The sequence below is a fragment of the Ruegeria sp. AD91A genome (assembly GCF_003443535.1).
Classification (GTDB): Bacteria; Pseudomonadota; Alphaproteobacteria; order Rhodobacterales; family Rhodobacteraceae; genus Ruegeria.
Genome location: NZ_CP031946.1, coordinates 641436 through 657901, shown reverse-complemented (window position 1 = coordinate 657901; position 16466 = coordinate 641436). Strand labels below are relative to the sequence as shown.

Genomic DNA, 16466 nt, shown 5'->3' with positions numbered 1-16466 from the left:
GCCACCCATGCGGAGCCGTCTGATTTCAGGCGGCTCCGTTTTTTTGTCCCTTCTCCTGATGAAGGGAAGGAAGAGGATTATTCCTCTTCCAGTGCCTCAACAGCTTTCTGCAGGTCGTCCTTGCTGACTTCCTTGTCAGTGACCTGAGCCAGTTCCAACACGTAATCGACAACCTTGTCTTCAAAGATCGGCGCTCGCAGTTGCTGTTGCATCTGCGCGTTCTGCTGCACGAACTCAAAGAACTGACGTTCCTGACCCGGGTACTGGCGCGCCTGGTTCATGATCGCCTGTGTCATCTCGGCGTCAGTAACTTCAACCTCGGCCTTCTGGCCCAGTTCAGCCAACAACAGGCCCAGACGCACGCGGCGCTCGGCCAGCTTAATGTGCTCGTCCGTGGGCTCGATCGGATCGTGGTCGTGGCCTTCGACTTCAGGATTTTCTTCGTGCCACAGCTGATGCGCAATCTGCTTTGCTTCGGCTTCAACCAGCGACGGCGGCAGATCGAACGAGACTTTCTCATCCAATACGTCCAGCAGAGCACGCTTCATCACAGCGCGCGACGCGCCGGCATATTCGGCTTCCAGACGTTCTGCGATCTGGCCTTTCAGGGCTTCCAGGTCTTCGGCGCCAAATTTCTTAGCCAGTTCGTCGTTCACTTCCGCTGCAACCGGTTCTTTAACTTCCTTGATGGTGCAGGTGAAAACAGCGTCTTTGCCGGCCAGATGCTCGGCACCGTATTCCTCAGGGAACGTGACGTTGACGTCTTTTACTTCCTCGGCTTTCACACCAACCAGCTGCTCTTCGAAGCCCGGGATGAAGCTGTTCGAGCCCAGAACCAACGGGTAATCTTCTGCCGAACCACCTTCGAATTCTTCGCCATCAACCTTACCGACGAAATCGAACACGATCTGGTCTCCGTCCTTGGCCTTCGACCCCTTGCGGCGCGCTTTGAAGTCCTGAGCGGTTTCGGCCAGGTTGTTCAGCGCTTCTTCGACGCCCGCATCATCAGCTTTGACGATCAGTTTTTCCAGCTTCACCGATTTAAGGTCGACTTCCGGGATCGCTGGCAGCGCCTCATAGGACATGGCGACTTCAACGTCATCGCCTTCTTTCCAGTCCTCATTGGTCATCTTGACCTCGGGCTGCAGCGCGGGGCGGTCACCGCTGTCTTCGAAATGCTTGTTCATGGCGCCATCGATGGTTTCCTGCATCGCCTCGCCCAAAAGGCGTTGGCCAAACTGCTTTTTCAGCAGCGCCATTGGCACTTTACCTTTGCGGAAACCTTTCATTTCGATTTCCGGCTGCGCTTCAGTCAGCTTTTCGTTGACCTTCTCGTCCAGCTCGGCTGCGGACACAACGATGTTGTAGCCACGTTTCAGACCTTCGTTCAGCGTCTCGGTAACCTGCATTATGGTAGTCCCCATAGGATTCGGGGCGCGCAAAAAGGGCGCGCCGGGCAAATTTGACGCCTTCTATTTGCCCAGCCGCCCACGCGCAAGGGGCAAAGGCTGAATCCAGTGGTATTTGATCACCAAAACCGCAAAAAAGAACGCCCCGGAAACCAGGGCGTTCGCGCTTGGATCAGTCAGACGATCAGAACTTCCAGCGTGCGCCCAGAACCCATGCTTCGTTGTTGTCAAAGGATGTGCCGTCATCGAAATCGTGGTTGCGGTATTTCAGGTAAACATCCGTATTGAACGCCTCGACCTTCTGCACGACCGCGATACCCCAGGCTTTGGTATCCGAGCCGTTGCTCTCGAAATCCGAGCCATCATAATAGTCGATGCCGACGCCGGTCTTGCCCCAGGACACCCAGTTGCCTTCGTACGAGATCTTACCATACCAATAGTTCGGATCCGTAGCACCGGCCTGGTCATCGTCGCGCGTACCGCCTGCAACCGTAAAGCCCAAACCGCTGGGCAGCAGAACAGACGCCGAACCAATGGTGTCTTTGCGGTCGCCCGAATTGTCATCGCGTTCGCGCACCGAATAGGCAACGGCTGCCGCGAATTCCACACCGCCAGCAAAGGTGTTTTCATAGAACAGGCCGACGTCGTAATAATCGTCATCATCGCTGCTGGACAAAATGTTCTGACCATAAGCAAAACCGGCCGAAAACCCGTTGATGGCTGGGGTATCATACCGCACCCGTCCACGGCGCGCGCCGTCAAAGTTGCTTGAGCTGTCGCCAACCGTAATACCGCTCAGAAAACCGGTCGTGTCGCGATAGAAGAACCCTGCATTTTCATCGTTGGTAAACGAATACAGCGCGGTTCCGACATATGACAGATCAACCTCTGCGGCTCCATCAGCGACCATGCTGCCCTGACCTGCCGAAAACTTGCCGTAGCCACCTTTCAGCGAAAAATCCACGTGGCGAATGTCTTCACGATTCCAACCATCTGCGTTGGTTCCGAATTGATCGGCCGACGCCGACCCCGGCAGGCCAAGGCCTGTTTCAAACCAAAATTGGAACTCGTTACTTCCATATGGCTGCACAAGACGCAGGCCGACACGGCTGTTCGACAGATCGTTGTCGAGAACTCGGGTCTCGGTATCCTGTCCGTCATCCACCGAGATCAAGGCGGGGTGCAGCTGTCCATACAGCAGTACATATCCGCCGCTATTGTTTTCGTACTTCATTTCCGCCACAGCCGGGATGGCGGTCGTCGCAGTCAGAACAGCGGCTACTGATATCGGTTTAATGTTAAGGTTCATTTCACTCACCATGAAAGGTTCGGGGTTCAGGTAATGTCCAATTGTTTACTAACTGCGAGCGTTCCAGTGGTCCGCATTCACTCCCTCGCAAACATTGCAAATTCGCAACAGATCTCATCGAATACGCGACCATTTAACATTATAAATCATACAGTTACGAATCTTACCACAAGTTTACAGCAAATTGTGCAAATGAATTGTGGCCTCCGGCTATGCGTCTGGCAAACATTCGGTCTGCATTGACGCGGACCTTGACGGCGAATTTCCGCCGACTCGCCGCGAATTGAGCCGTTCCACGCCCAACCCACTCAGATATTCAACTTTTTCAAAACGTCCGGCACCTGTTCCGGCAAATCTTCCGCGATCAAACCCGGCCCGAACTGGCGCGCGCATTCCACATGTAACCACGCCGCAGTTTCCGCCGCCTGTATCGGCGAAAAACCTCGCGCCAGCAGACCTGCGATGAATCCTGCAAGCACATCGCCGGCCCCAGCGGTAGCCAGCCAGGGGGCCGCTCTTTCGTATACGGCCGCGTTGACCACGCATCGTCCGTCTGGCGCAGCGATCACCGTGTCCGGACCCTTGAACAGAACCACGCACCCAGCTCGTTTTGCAGCAGCACGCGTTGCGTCCACCTTGGAATACGCCGGTCCCTTGGTCGGGTGCGCGTTCATCTCCCCGGCAACATCCGGAAACAACCGGGCGAATTCCCCGCCATGCGGGGTGAGTACACATTTGCCGTGCAAATGCGCGAACAGGGTGTCGGGATCCTCGGCAAAGGCTGACAGAGCATCCGCATCCAACACGGTTGCCCGCCGTGCGGCCAAGGCCATAGGCACAAGTGCCTGCGCCCTCGCCAATCCTAGCGCAGGCCCCAGGCAAAGCGCATTCAGGCGCGTATCCTCCAGTATTTCGGACAAATCATCGGTCCCGTCCACCCGCTGCAACATTAGGGCCGTGATCTGGCTGGCCGCTTCCGTCTGCGCTGACGGCGGCACGCCCAGCGTCACCAGACCCGCCCCAATCCGCAAAGCCCCCCGCGCCGCCAATCGCGCAGCACCTGTTTTGCCCGAGCCTCCGGACAGGATCAAAGCGTGGCCATGCGAATATTTGTGGTCGACCGAAGCTTTCAAAAGCTTCATCCTGTCGGGATGGGCCATGTGAACGATCTGACTGTCCTCCCATGTTTCGAGGCCAATCGACTTGGTTCGTACCGTTCCGCAGGTTACCGGACCATCACCCAGCACATGCCCCAGCTTTCTGCTGTGAAACGTCACCGCCATGTCTGCAACTATCGCATTGCCAAGAATGCGACCACTGTCGGCGCACAAGCCGCTTGGCGCGTCAATTGCGACGACCTTTACGCCTCGATCTCGCAGCAGGGTTCTAGCCGGTGCGTTTGCCAACATGGAAAACACACCGGCAAATGGTCGGGTGAGACCCGTGCCAAAAACCCCGTCGACCACCAGGTCAATTTCATTCGGAAACCGAAGAAAATCATCCTCTAACGGGGCGCGGTCGACGGCGAATACGCGAACTTCGTTCTTTGTTTCCCATCTCTCATAATTCACCCGCGCATCCGGTGGCAGCTTTTCCGGGTTCCCGTAAAGAAACACCTCAACCTCCCACCCCAGCTCCAGCAAAAGCCGCGCCACAACAAACCCGTCACCTCCGTTGTTGCCTGGTCCGCACAGCACCACTGCGCGCAGCGGATCCTCTTCATCTGGCCCCAAATACCCCGGGGAGCGCGAGGGGCTGGCCCCTCGCCTGTCCAACACCGGCCATTCCTCGAAAATCGCGTCAACAACACCCTGCCCGGCCCGCTCCATCAGCTCCAGACCGGTCACCTCACCGGATGTGATGGCGGCTTGCTCGATGGTCCGCATCTGTGCCGCTGTCAGCAATTCCATCCTTTCACCCCTCGCTCGATTCTATTTTGATTACTTTTTGTGCATATCGCTCAAAAATTAGCGCCAAGCCGTTTTTCCAAGCGTTCCGACCCGCACGATATCGCAATCACATTGCCGCCCGATCTTAGACGTGATCACTGCCCCTGAGACAACCATTCAAGGTGAACCGGGATGAAAAAGATCGAAGCGATCATCAAGCCGTTCAAACTGGACGAAGTGAAAGAGGCATTGCAGGATGTGGGCGTCCAGGGCCTCAGCGTCATCGAGGTCAAGGGTTTCGGTCGCCAGAAAGGCCATACCGAGCTGTATCGCGGCGCCGAGTATGTCGTCGATTTTCTGCCCAAGGTTAAGGTCGAGGTCGTATTGGACGACGACCAGGTCGACGCCGCCGTCGAGGCCATCGTGTCGGCCGCCAAAACCGACAAGATCGGAGACGGCAAGATTTTCGTGTCCCCCGTCGACCAAGCCATTCGTATCCGGACCGGTGAAACCGGCTCGGACGCACTATAACCCACAAGATTACTGACACATCTATCAGAAGGACCAAGGGAATGAGCGTAGACGCAGTTCTCAATACAATCCGCGAAGAAGACGTCGCCTATGTCGACATCCGGTTCACTGACGTGCGCGGCAAGCTGCAGCACGTGACGGTGGACGTCGATCTGGTCGATGAAGACTTCCTGGAAGAAGGCTTCATGTTTGACGGCTCGTCCATTGCAGGCTGGAAGTCGATCGAAAACTCGGACATGAAACTGATCGCCGACACGACATCGGCTTATATCGACCCGTTCTATGCTGAAAAGACACTGTGTCTGCACTGCTCGATCGTTGAACCCGACACCGGTGAAGCCTATGGCCGCGACCCGCGCGGAACCGCGCAGAAAGCCGAAGCCTACCTGAAGTCCAGCGGTATCGGTGACGTTGCCTACATGGGCCCCGAAGCTGAATTCTTCCTGTTTGATGACGTTCGTTTTTCAAACAGCATCAACAAAGTATCCTTCGAAGTTGATGCAACAGATGCGTCGTGGAACACCGACACCGAATACGAGATGGGCAACATGGGCCACCGTCCGGGCGTCAAGGGCGGCTACTTCCCGGTCAACCCCATCGACGAAGCTCAGGACCTGCGTTCGGAAATGCTGTCGACCATGAAGCGCCTGGGCATGAAGGTCGACAAGCACCACCACGAAGTGGCCTCGTGCCAGCACGAGCTAGGCCTGATCTTCGACAGCCTGACCAAGCAGGCCGACGAGTTGCAGAAGTACAAGTACGTCATCCACAACGTCGCGCACGCCTACGGCAAATCGGCCACGTTCATGCCGAAGCCGATCGCAGGTGACAACGGCACCGGCATGCACGTGAACATGTCGATCTGGAAAGACGGCAAGCCGCTGTTCGCTGGCGACAAATACGCCGACCTGTCGGACGAGGCGCTGTACTTCATCGGCGGTATCCTGAAACACGCCAAGACCCTGAACGCCTTCACCAACCCGTCGACCAACAGCTACAAGCGCTTGATCCCCGGGTTTGAAGCCCCTGTTCTGCGCGCCTATTCGGCACGCAACCGTTCAGGTTGTGTGCGTATTCCATGGACCGAAAGCCCCAAGGCCAAACGTGTCGAAGCGCGCTTCCCCGATCCGGCAGCCAACCCCTATCTGGCGTTTGCCGCCCTGCTTATGGCCGGCCTGGACGGCATCAAGAACAAGATCAATCCCGGCGAGGCGATGGACAAGAACCTGTACGACTTGCCCGCCGAGGAACTGGCTGACATCCCGACCGTCTGCGGCAGCTTGCGCGAGGCTCTGGAAGCTCTGGCATCCGATCACGACTTCCTGCTTCAGGGCGATGTGTTCACCAAAGACCAGATCGACGGCTACATCGCACTGAAGATGGAAGAGGTGGAAACCTACGAGCACACGCCGCACCCGGTGGAGTACGGTATGTACTACAGCTGCTAAGCTGAGTACTGGAACGAATTGTCAGGGCGCCCGTTTGGGCGCCCTTGTCATTTCCGCCCACAAGATTTGACGCACCGCCTTTGTTCCAACAGACTGGTGAGAAAACTCCCGATCGGAGACAACAGCATGCCTCGCAATACTTCACCTTTCTCGAAATTCTCAAACCTTGTGACATCCGAACAGGAACTGAGACGGATCTCTGGCCATCCGCTGCCACAGATCGTTGCCAAGGAGTTGTCCTCACTCGATCAGATGTGCCGCGATTTCATCGCGATCTCACCGTTTTGCCTGATCGCATCGGCCAACCCGGACGGGCACCTTGATGTTTCCCCCCGTGGCGACCCGCCCGGCTTTGTTCAGGTGCTGTCCGATACGCTGATCGCGATCCCCGATCGACCGGGCAACAAACGCGTGGATACGTTCCACAATGTTCTGAAGGACCCGCGCGTCAGTGTAATCTTCTTTGTTCCAGGCAAGATGGAGACGCTCCGCATTCGCGGCACAGCCCGCATTTGTACCGCCCCCCAGTTGCTGGATAGTATGGCCGTTGACGAACACCCACCCAAACTTGCCCTGCTCATTCATGTCGAGACTGCATTCGCACACTGTCCGAAATGTGTGATCCGCTCGCACCTGTGGCAGCCCGAAGACTGGCCGGACTCGACCAACCTGCCAAACATGAATGCAATGATGGTGAAACACGCCCACATCAAGGCCACCCCTGAGGAATGGTTCGAAACGTTAAGGGAAAAGGGCGAGTTGGACCTTTACTAACCGCTTTGCCCGAGACGCAGCCCACGCTAGGCTAACCGCAGATTTCAATTTCATCGGATTACGCCCATGTTTCGCCTAGCCACCATTCTTGCCCTTTCCCTGACCTCCCCGGTTCTGGCCGCACCCTGCGGGAACACCAGCGCAGGGTTCGAGGCTTGGAAGGCAGATTTTGCCAAACAGGCACGCAAGGCGGGGGTAAAAAAGAAGGGGCTGCAAGCGCTGTCTCAGACACAGTATGCTTCGCGGACGATTGCTGCGGATCGCAATCAGAAGAGCTTTAAATACTCGCTGGACAAATTCATGCGAGTTCGAGGGGCCGATACAATTGTCGCACAGGGCCGCAAACGCAAAGCCGCCAATCCGAACTACTATGCAGCCTTTGAGCGGCAATACGGTGTACCTGCCGGCGTTCTGATCGCCATTCACGGCATGGAAACCGGCTTTGGCAATTTCATGGGCGACAGTCAGGTTGTTTCCGCAATCACAACACTGGCCTATGATTGTCGCCGATCCGAGTTCTTCATTCCCCACGCAATTGGGGCACTGAAACTGGTCGACATGGGCAGCATTACGATGGCGACAAAAGGGGCAAAACATGGCGAGCTGGGCCACACACAATTCCTGCCAGGCAACGCCCTGACCTATGGTGTCGATGCCACCGGGGACCGGCGCGTGGATTTCTACAACATGACGGATGCACTGGCCTCAACCGCTAATTTTCTTCGAAAGAAAGGGTGGAAGCCAGGGCGCGGCTATCAACCCGGAGAACCAAATTATCGCGTCTTGCAGCAGTGGAATGCAGCCTCTGTCTATCAGCAATCCATCGCAATCATGGGCGCCCGAATCGACAAATAGCCCCGCCGCACCGGCAACACGTGCTGCGCCCGATTTCGCCACATTTCCGCCACAGTGACAAACAAAAGCCTTTAGTTGCTTGGTTTCCAAAGCGTAACCAATCGCCGGGAAATTTCACTTTTTTGCATTTTTCGCCCAATTCTCTCCAAGAAGAGGTGCTAGCCTCTAGCTAACAGAACGTAATAAAGGACGGGGCAGTGGCTCGGAAGCACAGCTACCATGGCGGCCTGCAATTTGACGGCGACGCAACCGGCGCGATAGAGCGCTTTGGATCTATCGTTGCCACGACGCTGGAAGACTACGGTCATCTGGTCGAACGCAAGACCCTGCTCAGCGCAACCGAGGCCAGCATCGTCTCGAGCCAGTATCTTGTACGTATGACTCTGGATACCGGCGCCTCCGAACAGCAAGACCGTTACGAGCGCATGGATCGCGCCGCGGGGTTGAAAACCATGGCAAGGCCCCGCGTGTCGCATCCGCAAAACAGATTGGTACTAACGATCACGCCAGTCTCGCCACTTTTGGATGACGCCGAGATATCCGAACTGATGCTGGTGGTTACACTGTATCGTATGGTCGATATCTGTTCGACCCGGCGGGTCGAATGGTTATCACCGCACACGGTTCTTACCGTTGAGCATTTCATGAGCGCCTTTGACACGCTGACACCAAGCAGGGCAACGCGGGACCGCAAGCAAATCTTTCAGTCACTGACCGGACAGTTCGCCGGGGTGAAACAGACGGAACAGGATGACGCGATCAGCGCCCCTCTTGCTCCTGCCGCGCGTCCGATTCAACTGACGGATGAACAATTGCTCAGCATCGCTTTTCGAAGCGACGAAGCCGACCTGCCAGGCCAGAATGAACCCGGCGCTGCCATCACCGAGGAAGATGACAGGCCAAGCGACATCCTCCGTCTCAGCAGCTGGTGCATGACCGGAGTATTGGCCAGCGTTTCGGCACCGATTGCCGTATCGATGGCCGCAGTCAACCTGATCCGGGGCGAGGATTTCCGCCTCAACACACAGGTGCTTGTGTTCACTTTCGCCATTTTCGCGCTGAACGCTAGTAACGCGTTAGCAGATGTAGCTGGCGCCTTGGGCATGTAAAAGAATTACCGAAGACCCTCCTAGGAGGCCCCGCCATCAGGCGGGGTTTTCCGTTTCCGGGATCGCGTTTGCGGCCAGAACGTATGTGTGGATGGAAAACACGACCGCGTTGGTTTTCGGCAAACGCAATAACGTCTGCCGCTCGCTTCGCAGATAAGACGCCTGACGCCGGTCCCGTATTTCGCGCGGCTCACTGGCACTGCGAGGCTGGAAAAGCTCCGGGTCTTCGTACCACAGGGCATTGAAGCGCCAAAGCGGGCGGCCGGGTTGAATACCGTCAAACAGCCTCTGCACCCGCTTCGCGAGATTGGCATCATAGCTTTCCACGGGCACGTGGATATCAATCAGCGGTCGCATGAATTTCTCAGACAAACGCCAACTGGCGGGAAAACACAGTATGGCACCCTTTAGTACATGTTCATCTGCCCGTTTCTGCAGGATGCAAAAATCCTCCTGTACCAGCCTGCACAGCGTATCAAGCGGACGATCCCGGTCGATCGCGACTGATACACCGTCCGGTCGTACGACCTCTGCACCGGCCGTGGGATAGATCTGCATCAGCACCAGATCCAGTAATTCCACGGCAGCAGGCTTGGCCTGAGGATCGAGCGCGAGAACGTCGTCACGCCGCTCAGCCAACACTTCCTCGCGGCGCTGCATCTGGTCGGCAAAGGCCTCATCCTGATGCAGCCAGCTTTCCATGGTTGCAGGTTGAATACCCGGCAAAGCGCGTGGGTTGCCGACATCATATGGGATTTTGTTTTGTAGAATACGCTTCATACCAGTGGCTTAGCACGCGCAGCTTTTCTTGTCGGTCGAAAACGACAACCTCGCCGTCGCATTTTTCTCAGACGATTGTTTCCGGCAGATGAATTGTAGTTGGAACAAGCAATGAGGCCAGCCATGAACCAGCACTACCGAGACACGCGCAAGATTGACCCCAGCCAAGGCGCGACGTTGGGCGACGGTACGCCAAACGAAAATGACAGGATCGAGATTGGGCCGACGCAGCTTGCGTTTGACGAATGGGCTGCTGCGGGGCTGGAGCTTCCCAATCTGGCACGGATGCGGGAACACCGCTGGAAGCGGCTGACGCAGGCCATCGTGGACCGCGGCTTTGGTGGCTTGCTGATTTTTGACCCGCTGAATATCCGCTATGCCACCGACAGCACGAACATGCAGCTGTGGAACACCCACAATCCGTTTCGGGCGGTCCTGCTGTGTGCGGATGGCTATATGGTGATCTGGGATTACAAGAACTCACCCTTCCTCAGCACCTTCAACCCACTTGTACGCGAGCAGCGCTCTGGCGCTGACCTGTTTTACTTTGACCGGGGCGACAAGGTTGACGTGGCCGCGGATGTATTCTCGAACGAGGTACGCATGCTGGTTGAAGAACACAGCGGCGGCAACAAACGTCTGGCTGTCGACAAAATCATGCTGCACGGATTGCGCGCGCTTGAGGCGCAGGGGTTCGACATCATGGAAGGCGAAGAGCTGACCGAAAAGACCCGCGCCGTCAAAGGGCCCGACGAAATCCTCGCCATGCGCTGCGCCAGCCATGCCTGCGAAACTGCCGTTGCTGAAATGGAAAATTTTGCCCGTGCCAATGTTGGCGATGGCAAGACCTCAGAAGATGATATCTGGGCTGTTCTTCACGCCGAAAACATCAAGCGTGGTGGAGAGTGGATCGAAACCCGCCTGCTGGCTTCGGGTCAGCGGACCAACCCTTGGTTTCAGGAATGCGGCCCACGCATCACCCAGCAGAACGAGATCATCTCGTTCGACACCGACCTTATTGGATCTTACGGGATTTGCGTCGACATTTCCCGCAGTTGGTGGATTGGCGATCAGAAGCCGCGCGAAGACATGATCTACGCCATGCAACACGCGCATGAGCACATCATGACCAATATGGAAATGCTCAAACCCGGCGTGATGATCCCTGAACTGACTGCAAATTCCCACAGGCTGGACGAAAAGTTTCAGGCGCAGAAATATGGCTGCCTGATGCACGGCGTCGGCCTTTGCGATGAATGGCCGCTGGTTGCTTATCCGGACAAGGCGGTTGAGGGGGCTTACGATTATCCGCTGGAACCTGGAATGGTCTTGTGTGTCGAGGCCTGCGTGGGCGAAGTCGGCGGCGATTTCAGTATCAAATTGGAGGACCAGGTTCTCATAACCGAAGACGGATATGAAAACCTGACGAAATACCCCTTCGATGCCCGATTGATGGGACTCGATTGAGGCCAAAGCCTCATTCTGACCAATGCGACCGGCGAACGTTGCCGTGCCAGTCTTCGACAGTTGGACTTACCTGATCCTGAGGCCCGCTGAAGACAACGGGCCGGGACTGCCCGACGGCGAAGCCCAAAAGGCCAGCCAGAACAATCGCCAGGACTGTACCTGGAAGTATCTTGGGAAGGTGTGCGGCGGCGTCTGCATGTGTCATCTGTGTCTCCTTTATCAATTGCTGTGGTCAGTAGATGGGCCTGGCAGCACCATAAGTGAAACGAATGTTTGTTGCAGCAAACATCACAATATTTGATGTTCCTCCAACCTACCCCAGAGTTACGACCGCTTCTGCCACTCACCTCAGGCATCTGTCAGATCGCAAACCGCTCGCTTCGTTCTCACCTTCACGTGACGCGTTTGACATAAGGGTTGTGACCCGGCGGCCTTGAACACAGTATTGGGGATGTTTCCCGGAACCGCTCAAGGAGCCGACATGCCCACGGAACGCATCACTTTTGCCGGACATGACGGCAGCCAATTGGCCGCGCGGCTGGATTTGCCGGATGGTCCGGTCCTTGCGACGGCCCTGTTTGCCCATTGCTTCACCTGCTCCAAGGACATACCTGCGGCCCGGCGCATTTCGGCCCGTCTGGCGGCCATGGGAATTGCAGTGCTTCGGTTCGACTTTACCGGCCTGGGTCACTCCGAAGGAGAGTTCGCCAACACCACCTTCACTTCGAATGTCGAGGATCTGATCTCGGCCGCGCAATATCTGGCCGGACGAAACATGGCCCCTGCCCTGTTGATCGGTCACTCGCTTGGCGGCGCAGCGGTTTTGCGGGCGCGTGCCGGAATTCCGACGGTTAAGGCCGTAGTCACCTTGGGCGCACCGGCCGATCCCTCTCATGTGTCCCATCATTTTGAGGATGCCCTGCCCCAGATCGAACAGGACGGCAGCGCCGAGGTTACCTTGGGCGGACGCCCGTTTCGAATTGGCAAAGCGTTTGTGGACGACATTGCGGGATCGGCCCTGTCTGCCTCGATCGCTGATCTCAAGGCCGCTCTGCTGATCCTGCACGCCCCTCGGGACGAAACGGTCAATATCGACAACGCAAGCACCATCTTTCTGGCGGCAAAGCACCCAAAAAGCTTCGTCACCCTCGACGATGCCGATCACCTGATCACGCGGGCCTCTGACGCTGAATATGCCGCGGATGTCATCTCGGCTTGGGTCTCGCGCTATCTGAAACTTTGCCCACCTGCGCCACCTCCTGGTGCACCGGAAGGTGTCGTTCGCGTGACAGAGGCGGATCCGAATGGCTTCATGCAGGATATTCAGGCAGGTCCGCACCATCATGCAGTTGCAGATGAACCGGTGTCCTATGGCGGCACGGATAAGGGCATGTCGCCCTATGGCTTTGTCTCATCCGGTCTCGGCGCCTGTACGTCCATGACGATAAGAATGTATGCGCGACGCAAACACTGGCCACTGACCAGTGTCAGCGTCGATGTTTGCCATGACAAAGTTCATGCTCAGGATGCTGGTTTGGCAAATGAGGGCAAAGTGGATCAGTTCCGCCGCAAAATCCGCCTGAGTGGCCCGCTTGATCAGGAACAAAAACAGCGCTTGTTAGAGATCGCAGACAAATGTCCGGTTCACCGGACACTCGAAGGCTCGGCACATATAACAACCGAACTTCTTCCTTGAATGGAAGGCCGCCAGACTGGCGGCCCTCATGCCATCAGCGGCGTGGCGATGGCCGATGTATCGGCGGGCGCGCGGCAGGTGGCCGCGCCGTTGGGGGCCTTGGCCGCGCAGGCGGTTTGGCAACCGGTGGTTTCGGACGATCCGGCCGCGTTGGTCGATCTGGACGATTTGGCCGGTCCGGTGGATTGATATCCACATTGATGTCACGGCGGTAGTAATCGTTCCACAGCATCGAGTCATAGAACGGGTCATACCCGTATCCGACGCCAACTGTTACACCGTCACAGGCCGACAGCGACAAAGTCGCAGCCCCCAGCCCCAATGCGAGGGAAATCCGTTTGATCAGTCTAAAGCTCATCTTACCCCCCTCACTGAAGCGACTGGAACGACGCGAATACGGCATTCAGATCGTCAGCATAATCCGGGTTTGCCCCATCACGCAAAATAGCAACGGCTATGGCGACGCGGTTGCGCGGCAAGTCAATGATGGTGGCCGTAAAGCTCACTCCCTTGCCATCCCTGCGCCCGGTCCCGCGATAGACCCGGGCGGGCAACCCGCCGATGCGGGTGTCGCTGGTGCTGGTGATGGTCGGGTCTTTAACCAGAAACTTGTCGATATCCTGCAAGTACCGGACACCATCCTGGATGGTTGCAACTCCGGCAGGCGAAACAAAGCCCATCCAGACCATATCGTCCGTTACGGGACGCAGCCCCATAACCCGTGCCACCGCACGCGGATCATCCAACCCGGTGTCTTCGATCTCTCGCGGGCCGCCTGTGCGCAGCACCCAGAAATCGGGCACGTCGAACCGAAACAGCGCGCGACCATCATCGGTATATGTCACCGGAGTGTCGGCCAATGCTGATCCTGCCCCACCCAGCCAGACAGCGGCGCAAGCGGCAAGAATTGGAGATGATAAAAAACGCATATCTCAATAACCTGATAATTTCTTCGCCTTCAGCTTGACCCCTGAAAGAGCGACTTGTCCAGCACTGCGTTGCAAAGACCCAAGAAAACCACGTTCTGGTATTGCCGTTCCCCACACATGTTGTCTGACTTTTGCAAGCATCGCACCCCAACTTGCAGACAAACGCATGACATCTATTTCGCATAGACCCCGACGGTCTGGCCGCCCGCATCATCAACGAAACGGATCGCTTCCCCATTTCGCCAGACGTCGTAGCAAGCCCACAAATCGGCAGGTGGCCATGTCGAGCAGTATTGATCCCCTCTCACCGCCCAGCGCCCGACACTGGGCCCGCCCGAGAAATACTGCGTGGTCATGCTGGCTTCAAAAACCTGCCAAACACCCGCGCCGTATTCCAGCTTCTTGCCCGCCAAGGTCGTCAGGATTTCCTCTCCGGACAGTTTCTGGAAGTCTCCGGCGACCAAAACACCCGGCCAAAGGGCGAAAAACAGGGCAAACCGTCTCATACCTGCTCTCACATCTTGTTCCCTTGCGCACAGGCGGCTAAACCCCGCGCCAACGCCTCATCCCAATCACATAAAGGTGCTGCCGCCAATGATTCCCCGTTATTCCCGCCCTGACATGGTTGCCATCTGGTCGCCCGAAACCAAGTTTCGCATCTGGTTCGAAATCGAGGCCCACGCCTGCGATGCCATGGCCGATCTGGGCGTGATCCCGCGTGAGAATGCAGAAGCTGTTTGGAAAGCCAAGGATGTGGAGTTCGACGTCGCCCGCATCGACGAGATCGAAGCCGTCACCAAACATGACGTCATCGCCTTCCTGACCCATCTCGCTGAACATGTTGGCAGTGAAGAGGCCCGGTTTGTGCACCAGGGCATGACCAGCTCGGACGTGCTGGACACGTGCTTCAACGTCCAGCTGACGCGCGCGGCCGACCTCCTGATCGCCGATCTCGAAGGGCTTCTGGCAGCGCTCAAGCGCCGCGCGATTGAACACAAGGACACGGTACGCATCGGGCGCAGCCACGGCATTCACGCAGAGCCCACGACAATGGGCCTGACCTTTGCCCGGTTCTATGCCGAGATGGACCGCAACCTGTCCCGCATGCGCGATGCCCGTTCGGAAATCGCAACTGGCGCGATCAGCGGCGCCGTCGGCACCTTCGCCAATATCGATCCCGCAGTCGAGGAACATATCTGTGACAAACTGGGTCTTGTGCCCGAACCGATCAGCACCCAGGTGATTCCGCGCGACCGGCACGCGGCGTTCTTTGCGACGCTTGGCGTCATCGCCAGCAGTATCGAAAACATCGCTATCGAAATCCGCCACATGCAGCGGACCGAGGTATTGGAGGGCGCAGAATTCTTCTCGATGGGTCAAAAAGGCTCCTCGGCCATGCCGCACAAGAAAAACCCAGTGCTAACCGAGAACCTGACCGGGTTGGCGCGCATGGTGCGCGCAGCTGTGATCCCGGCAATGGAGAATGTGGCCCTCTGGCACGAACGCGATATCTCGCACTCGTCGGTCGAACGCATGATCGGGCCGGATGCCACGATCACTCTGGATTTTGCGCTGGCCCGCCTGACTGGCGTGATCGACAAGATGCTGATCTTCCCCGAAAACATGCTGGAAAACATGAACAAATTCCCAGGCCTTGTCATGAGCCAGCGGGTTCTGCTGGCCTTGACCCAAGCAGGGGTCAGCCGTGAGGATGCCTATGCCATGGTCCAGCGCAACGCGCTGAAGGTTTGGGAACACCGCACCGATTTCAAAGAGGAACTGCTGGCGGACACCGATGTGACTGCCGCGCTCAGCCCCGAAGAAATCGAAGAGAAATTCGACCTCGGCTATCACACCAAGCACGTGGATACGATCTTCGCCCGGGTATTCGGCGAATAAGGTACGTGTCGACGCCCCCTTCGCACGGCCCGGTCTGCAATGCGCAGGCCGGGCCTTGTTTTTGCCAGACCGCCCGAAATCGGCTATTCTGTGGACGATCTTTTGGGGAGAGGCACCATGATCCGTACCGTTCTTTGCTCACTTGCACTTATTTGCGTGGCATCTGCCGGCCTTGCATGCAGCGCGCATTCCAAACAGACGCAATCCTGCGCACCGGGCACAACTTGGGACACTGAAACGCAAAGCTGCACGAAATCGGTCAACAGCTGACGAATTTCTGTCCGACTTGTGAATAAAAGCAACCGTTCAACTGTTAGCTTTTTTGTAGATCGCACTATGATTTTGAGAGCAGCCCCGAGAACGGAGTAGGA

At 57.0% G+C, this 16466-nt stretch carries 16 protein-coding genes; 9 read left to right on the top strand and 7 right to left on the bottom strand.

The window, feature by feature from the left end; genetic code table 11:
- Nucleotides 1-77: 77 nt before the first annotated feature.
- From tig to D1823_RS03280, 3 genes are all read right to left on the bottom strand, one after another.
- Nucleotides 78-1409, bottom strand: a complete 1332-nt coding sequence (gene tig / locus D1823_RS03290; protein ID WP_117868603.1) for a trigger factor — start codon at nucleotides 1407-1409, stop codon at nucleotides 78-80.
- Between the two features lie 184 nt (nucleotides 1410-1593).
- Entirely contained in the window at nucleotides 1594-2718 is a 1125-nt protein-coding gene (locus tag D1823_RS03285) for a porin (protein ID WP_117872670.1), read from the bottom strand.
- Between the two features lie 308 nt (nucleotides 2719-3026).
- Nucleotides 3027-4628, bottom strand: a complete 1602-nt coding sequence (locus tag D1823_RS03280; protein ID WP_117868602.1) for an NAD(P)H-hydrate dehydratase — start codon at nucleotides 4626-4628, stop codon at nucleotides 3027-3029.
- A gap of 171 nt (nucleotides 4629-4799) precedes the next feature.
- On the opposite strand from D1823_RS03280, the gene D1823_RS03275 reads away from it, so the two are divergent.
- The 5 genes from D1823_RS03275 to D1823_RS03255 all read left to right on the top strand — a co-directional run bounded on the left by D1823_RS03275 (nucleotide 4800) and on the right by D1823_RS03255 (nucleotide 9324).
- A complete protein-coding gene (locus D1823_RS03275; protein ID WP_117868601.1) occupies nucleotides 4800-5138 on the top strand; it encodes a P-II family nitrogen regulator in 339 nt (112 codons plus the stop codon).
- A gap of 41 nt (nucleotides 5139-5179) precedes the next feature.
- Nucleotides 5180-6586, top strand: coding sequence for a type I glutamate--ammonia ligase (gene glnA / locus D1823_RS03270; protein WP_117868600.1), 1407 nt, complete (start codon nucleotides 5180-5182; stop codon nucleotides 6584-6586).
- A gap of 126 nt (nucleotides 6587-6712) precedes the next feature.
- Nucleotides 6713-7360 (top strand): MSMEG_1061 family FMN-dependent PPOX-type flavoprotein, encoded by a 648-nt coding sequence (locus tag D1823_RS03265; protein WP_117868599.1) that lies wholly within the window; start codon nucleotides 6713-6715, stop codon nucleotides 7358-7360.
- Nucleotides 7361-7426: 66 nt separating this feature from the next.
- On the top strand, nucleotides 7427-8215 hold the full coding sequence (locus tag D1823_RS03260) for a lytic transglycosylase domain-containing protein (RefSeq protein ID WP_117868598.1): 789 nt from the start codon (nucleotides 7427-7429) through the stop codon (nucleotides 8213-8215).
- Between the two features lie 197 nt (nucleotides 8216-8412).
- The gene (locus D1823_RS03255; protein WP_254683784.1) at nucleotides 8413-9324 is read left to right on the top strand and encodes a hypothetical protein; all 912 of its coding nucleotides are present in this window, start codon (nucleotides 8413-8415) and stop codon (nucleotides 9322-9324) included.
- A 36-nt stretch (nucleotides 9325-9360) separates the two neighbouring features.
- Here D1823_RS03255 and D1823_RS03250 read toward each other — a convergent pair whose 3' ends face one another.
- Nucleotides 9361-10104: a DUF3445 domain-containing protein gene (locus D1823_RS03250; protein ID WP_117868596.1), complete on the bottom strand. Its 744-nt coding sequence runs from the start codon at nucleotides 10102-10104 to the stop codon at nucleotides 9361-9363.
- Between the two features lie 123 nt (nucleotides 10105-10227).
- Here D1823_RS03250 and dddP point away from each other — a divergent pair, with 123 nt between their 5' ends.
- Complete coding sequence (gene dddP, locus D1823_RS03245; RefSeq protein ID WP_117868595.1) at nucleotides 10228-11571, top strand: dimethylsulfonioproprionate lyase DddP; 1344 nt, start codon at nucleotides 10228-10230, stop codon at nucleotides 11569-11571.
- 10 nt (nucleotides 11572-11581) lie between these two features.
- Here the strand turns inward: dddP and D1823_RS03240 are convergent, their stop codons facing one another.
- Nucleotides 11582-11776, bottom strand: a complete 195-nt coding sequence (locus D1823_RS03240) for a hypothetical protein (RefSeq protein WP_117868594.1) — start codon at nucleotides 11774-11776, stop codon at nucleotides 11582-11584.
- A 276-nt stretch (nucleotides 11777-12052) separates the two neighbouring features.
- Between D1823_RS03240 and D1823_RS03235 the strand changes: the two genes are divergently transcribed.
- A complete protein-coding gene (locus D1823_RS03235) occupies nucleotides 12053-13267 on the top strand; it encodes a bifunctional alpha/beta hydrolase/OsmC family protein (protein ID WP_117872668.1) in 1215 nt (404 codons plus the stop codon).
- Nucleotides 13268-13456 (top strand): hypothetical protein, encoded by a 189-nt coding sequence (locus D1823_RS03230; RefSeq protein ID WP_162896752.1) that lies wholly within the window; start codon nucleotides 13268-13270, stop codon nucleotides 13454-13456.
- Nucleotides 13457-13635: 179 nt separating this feature from the next.
- Here D1823_RS03230 and D1823_RS03225 read toward each other — a convergent pair whose 3' ends face one another.
- Both D1823_RS03225 and D1823_RS03220 read right to left on the bottom strand, forming a co-directional pair.
- A complete protein-coding gene (locus tag D1823_RS03225; protein ID WP_117868592.1) occupies nucleotides 13636-14196 on the bottom strand; it encodes a hypothetical protein in 561 nt (186 codons plus the stop codon).
- A gap of 173 nt (nucleotides 14197-14369) precedes the next feature.
- Nucleotides 14370-14702: a hypothetical protein gene (locus D1823_RS03220; protein ID WP_117868591.1), complete on the bottom strand. Its 333-nt coding sequence runs from the start codon at nucleotides 14700-14702 to the stop codon at nucleotides 14370-14372.
- 88 nt (nucleotides 14703-14790) lie between these two features.
- On the opposite strand from D1823_RS03220, the gene purB reads away from it, so the two are divergent.
- Entirely contained in the window at nucleotides 14791-16095 is a 1305-nt protein-coding gene (gene purB, locus D1823_RS03215; protein ID WP_117868590.1) for an adenylosuccinate lyase, read from the top strand.
- The last annotated feature ends 371 nt before the right edge of the window (nucleotides 16096-16466 follow it).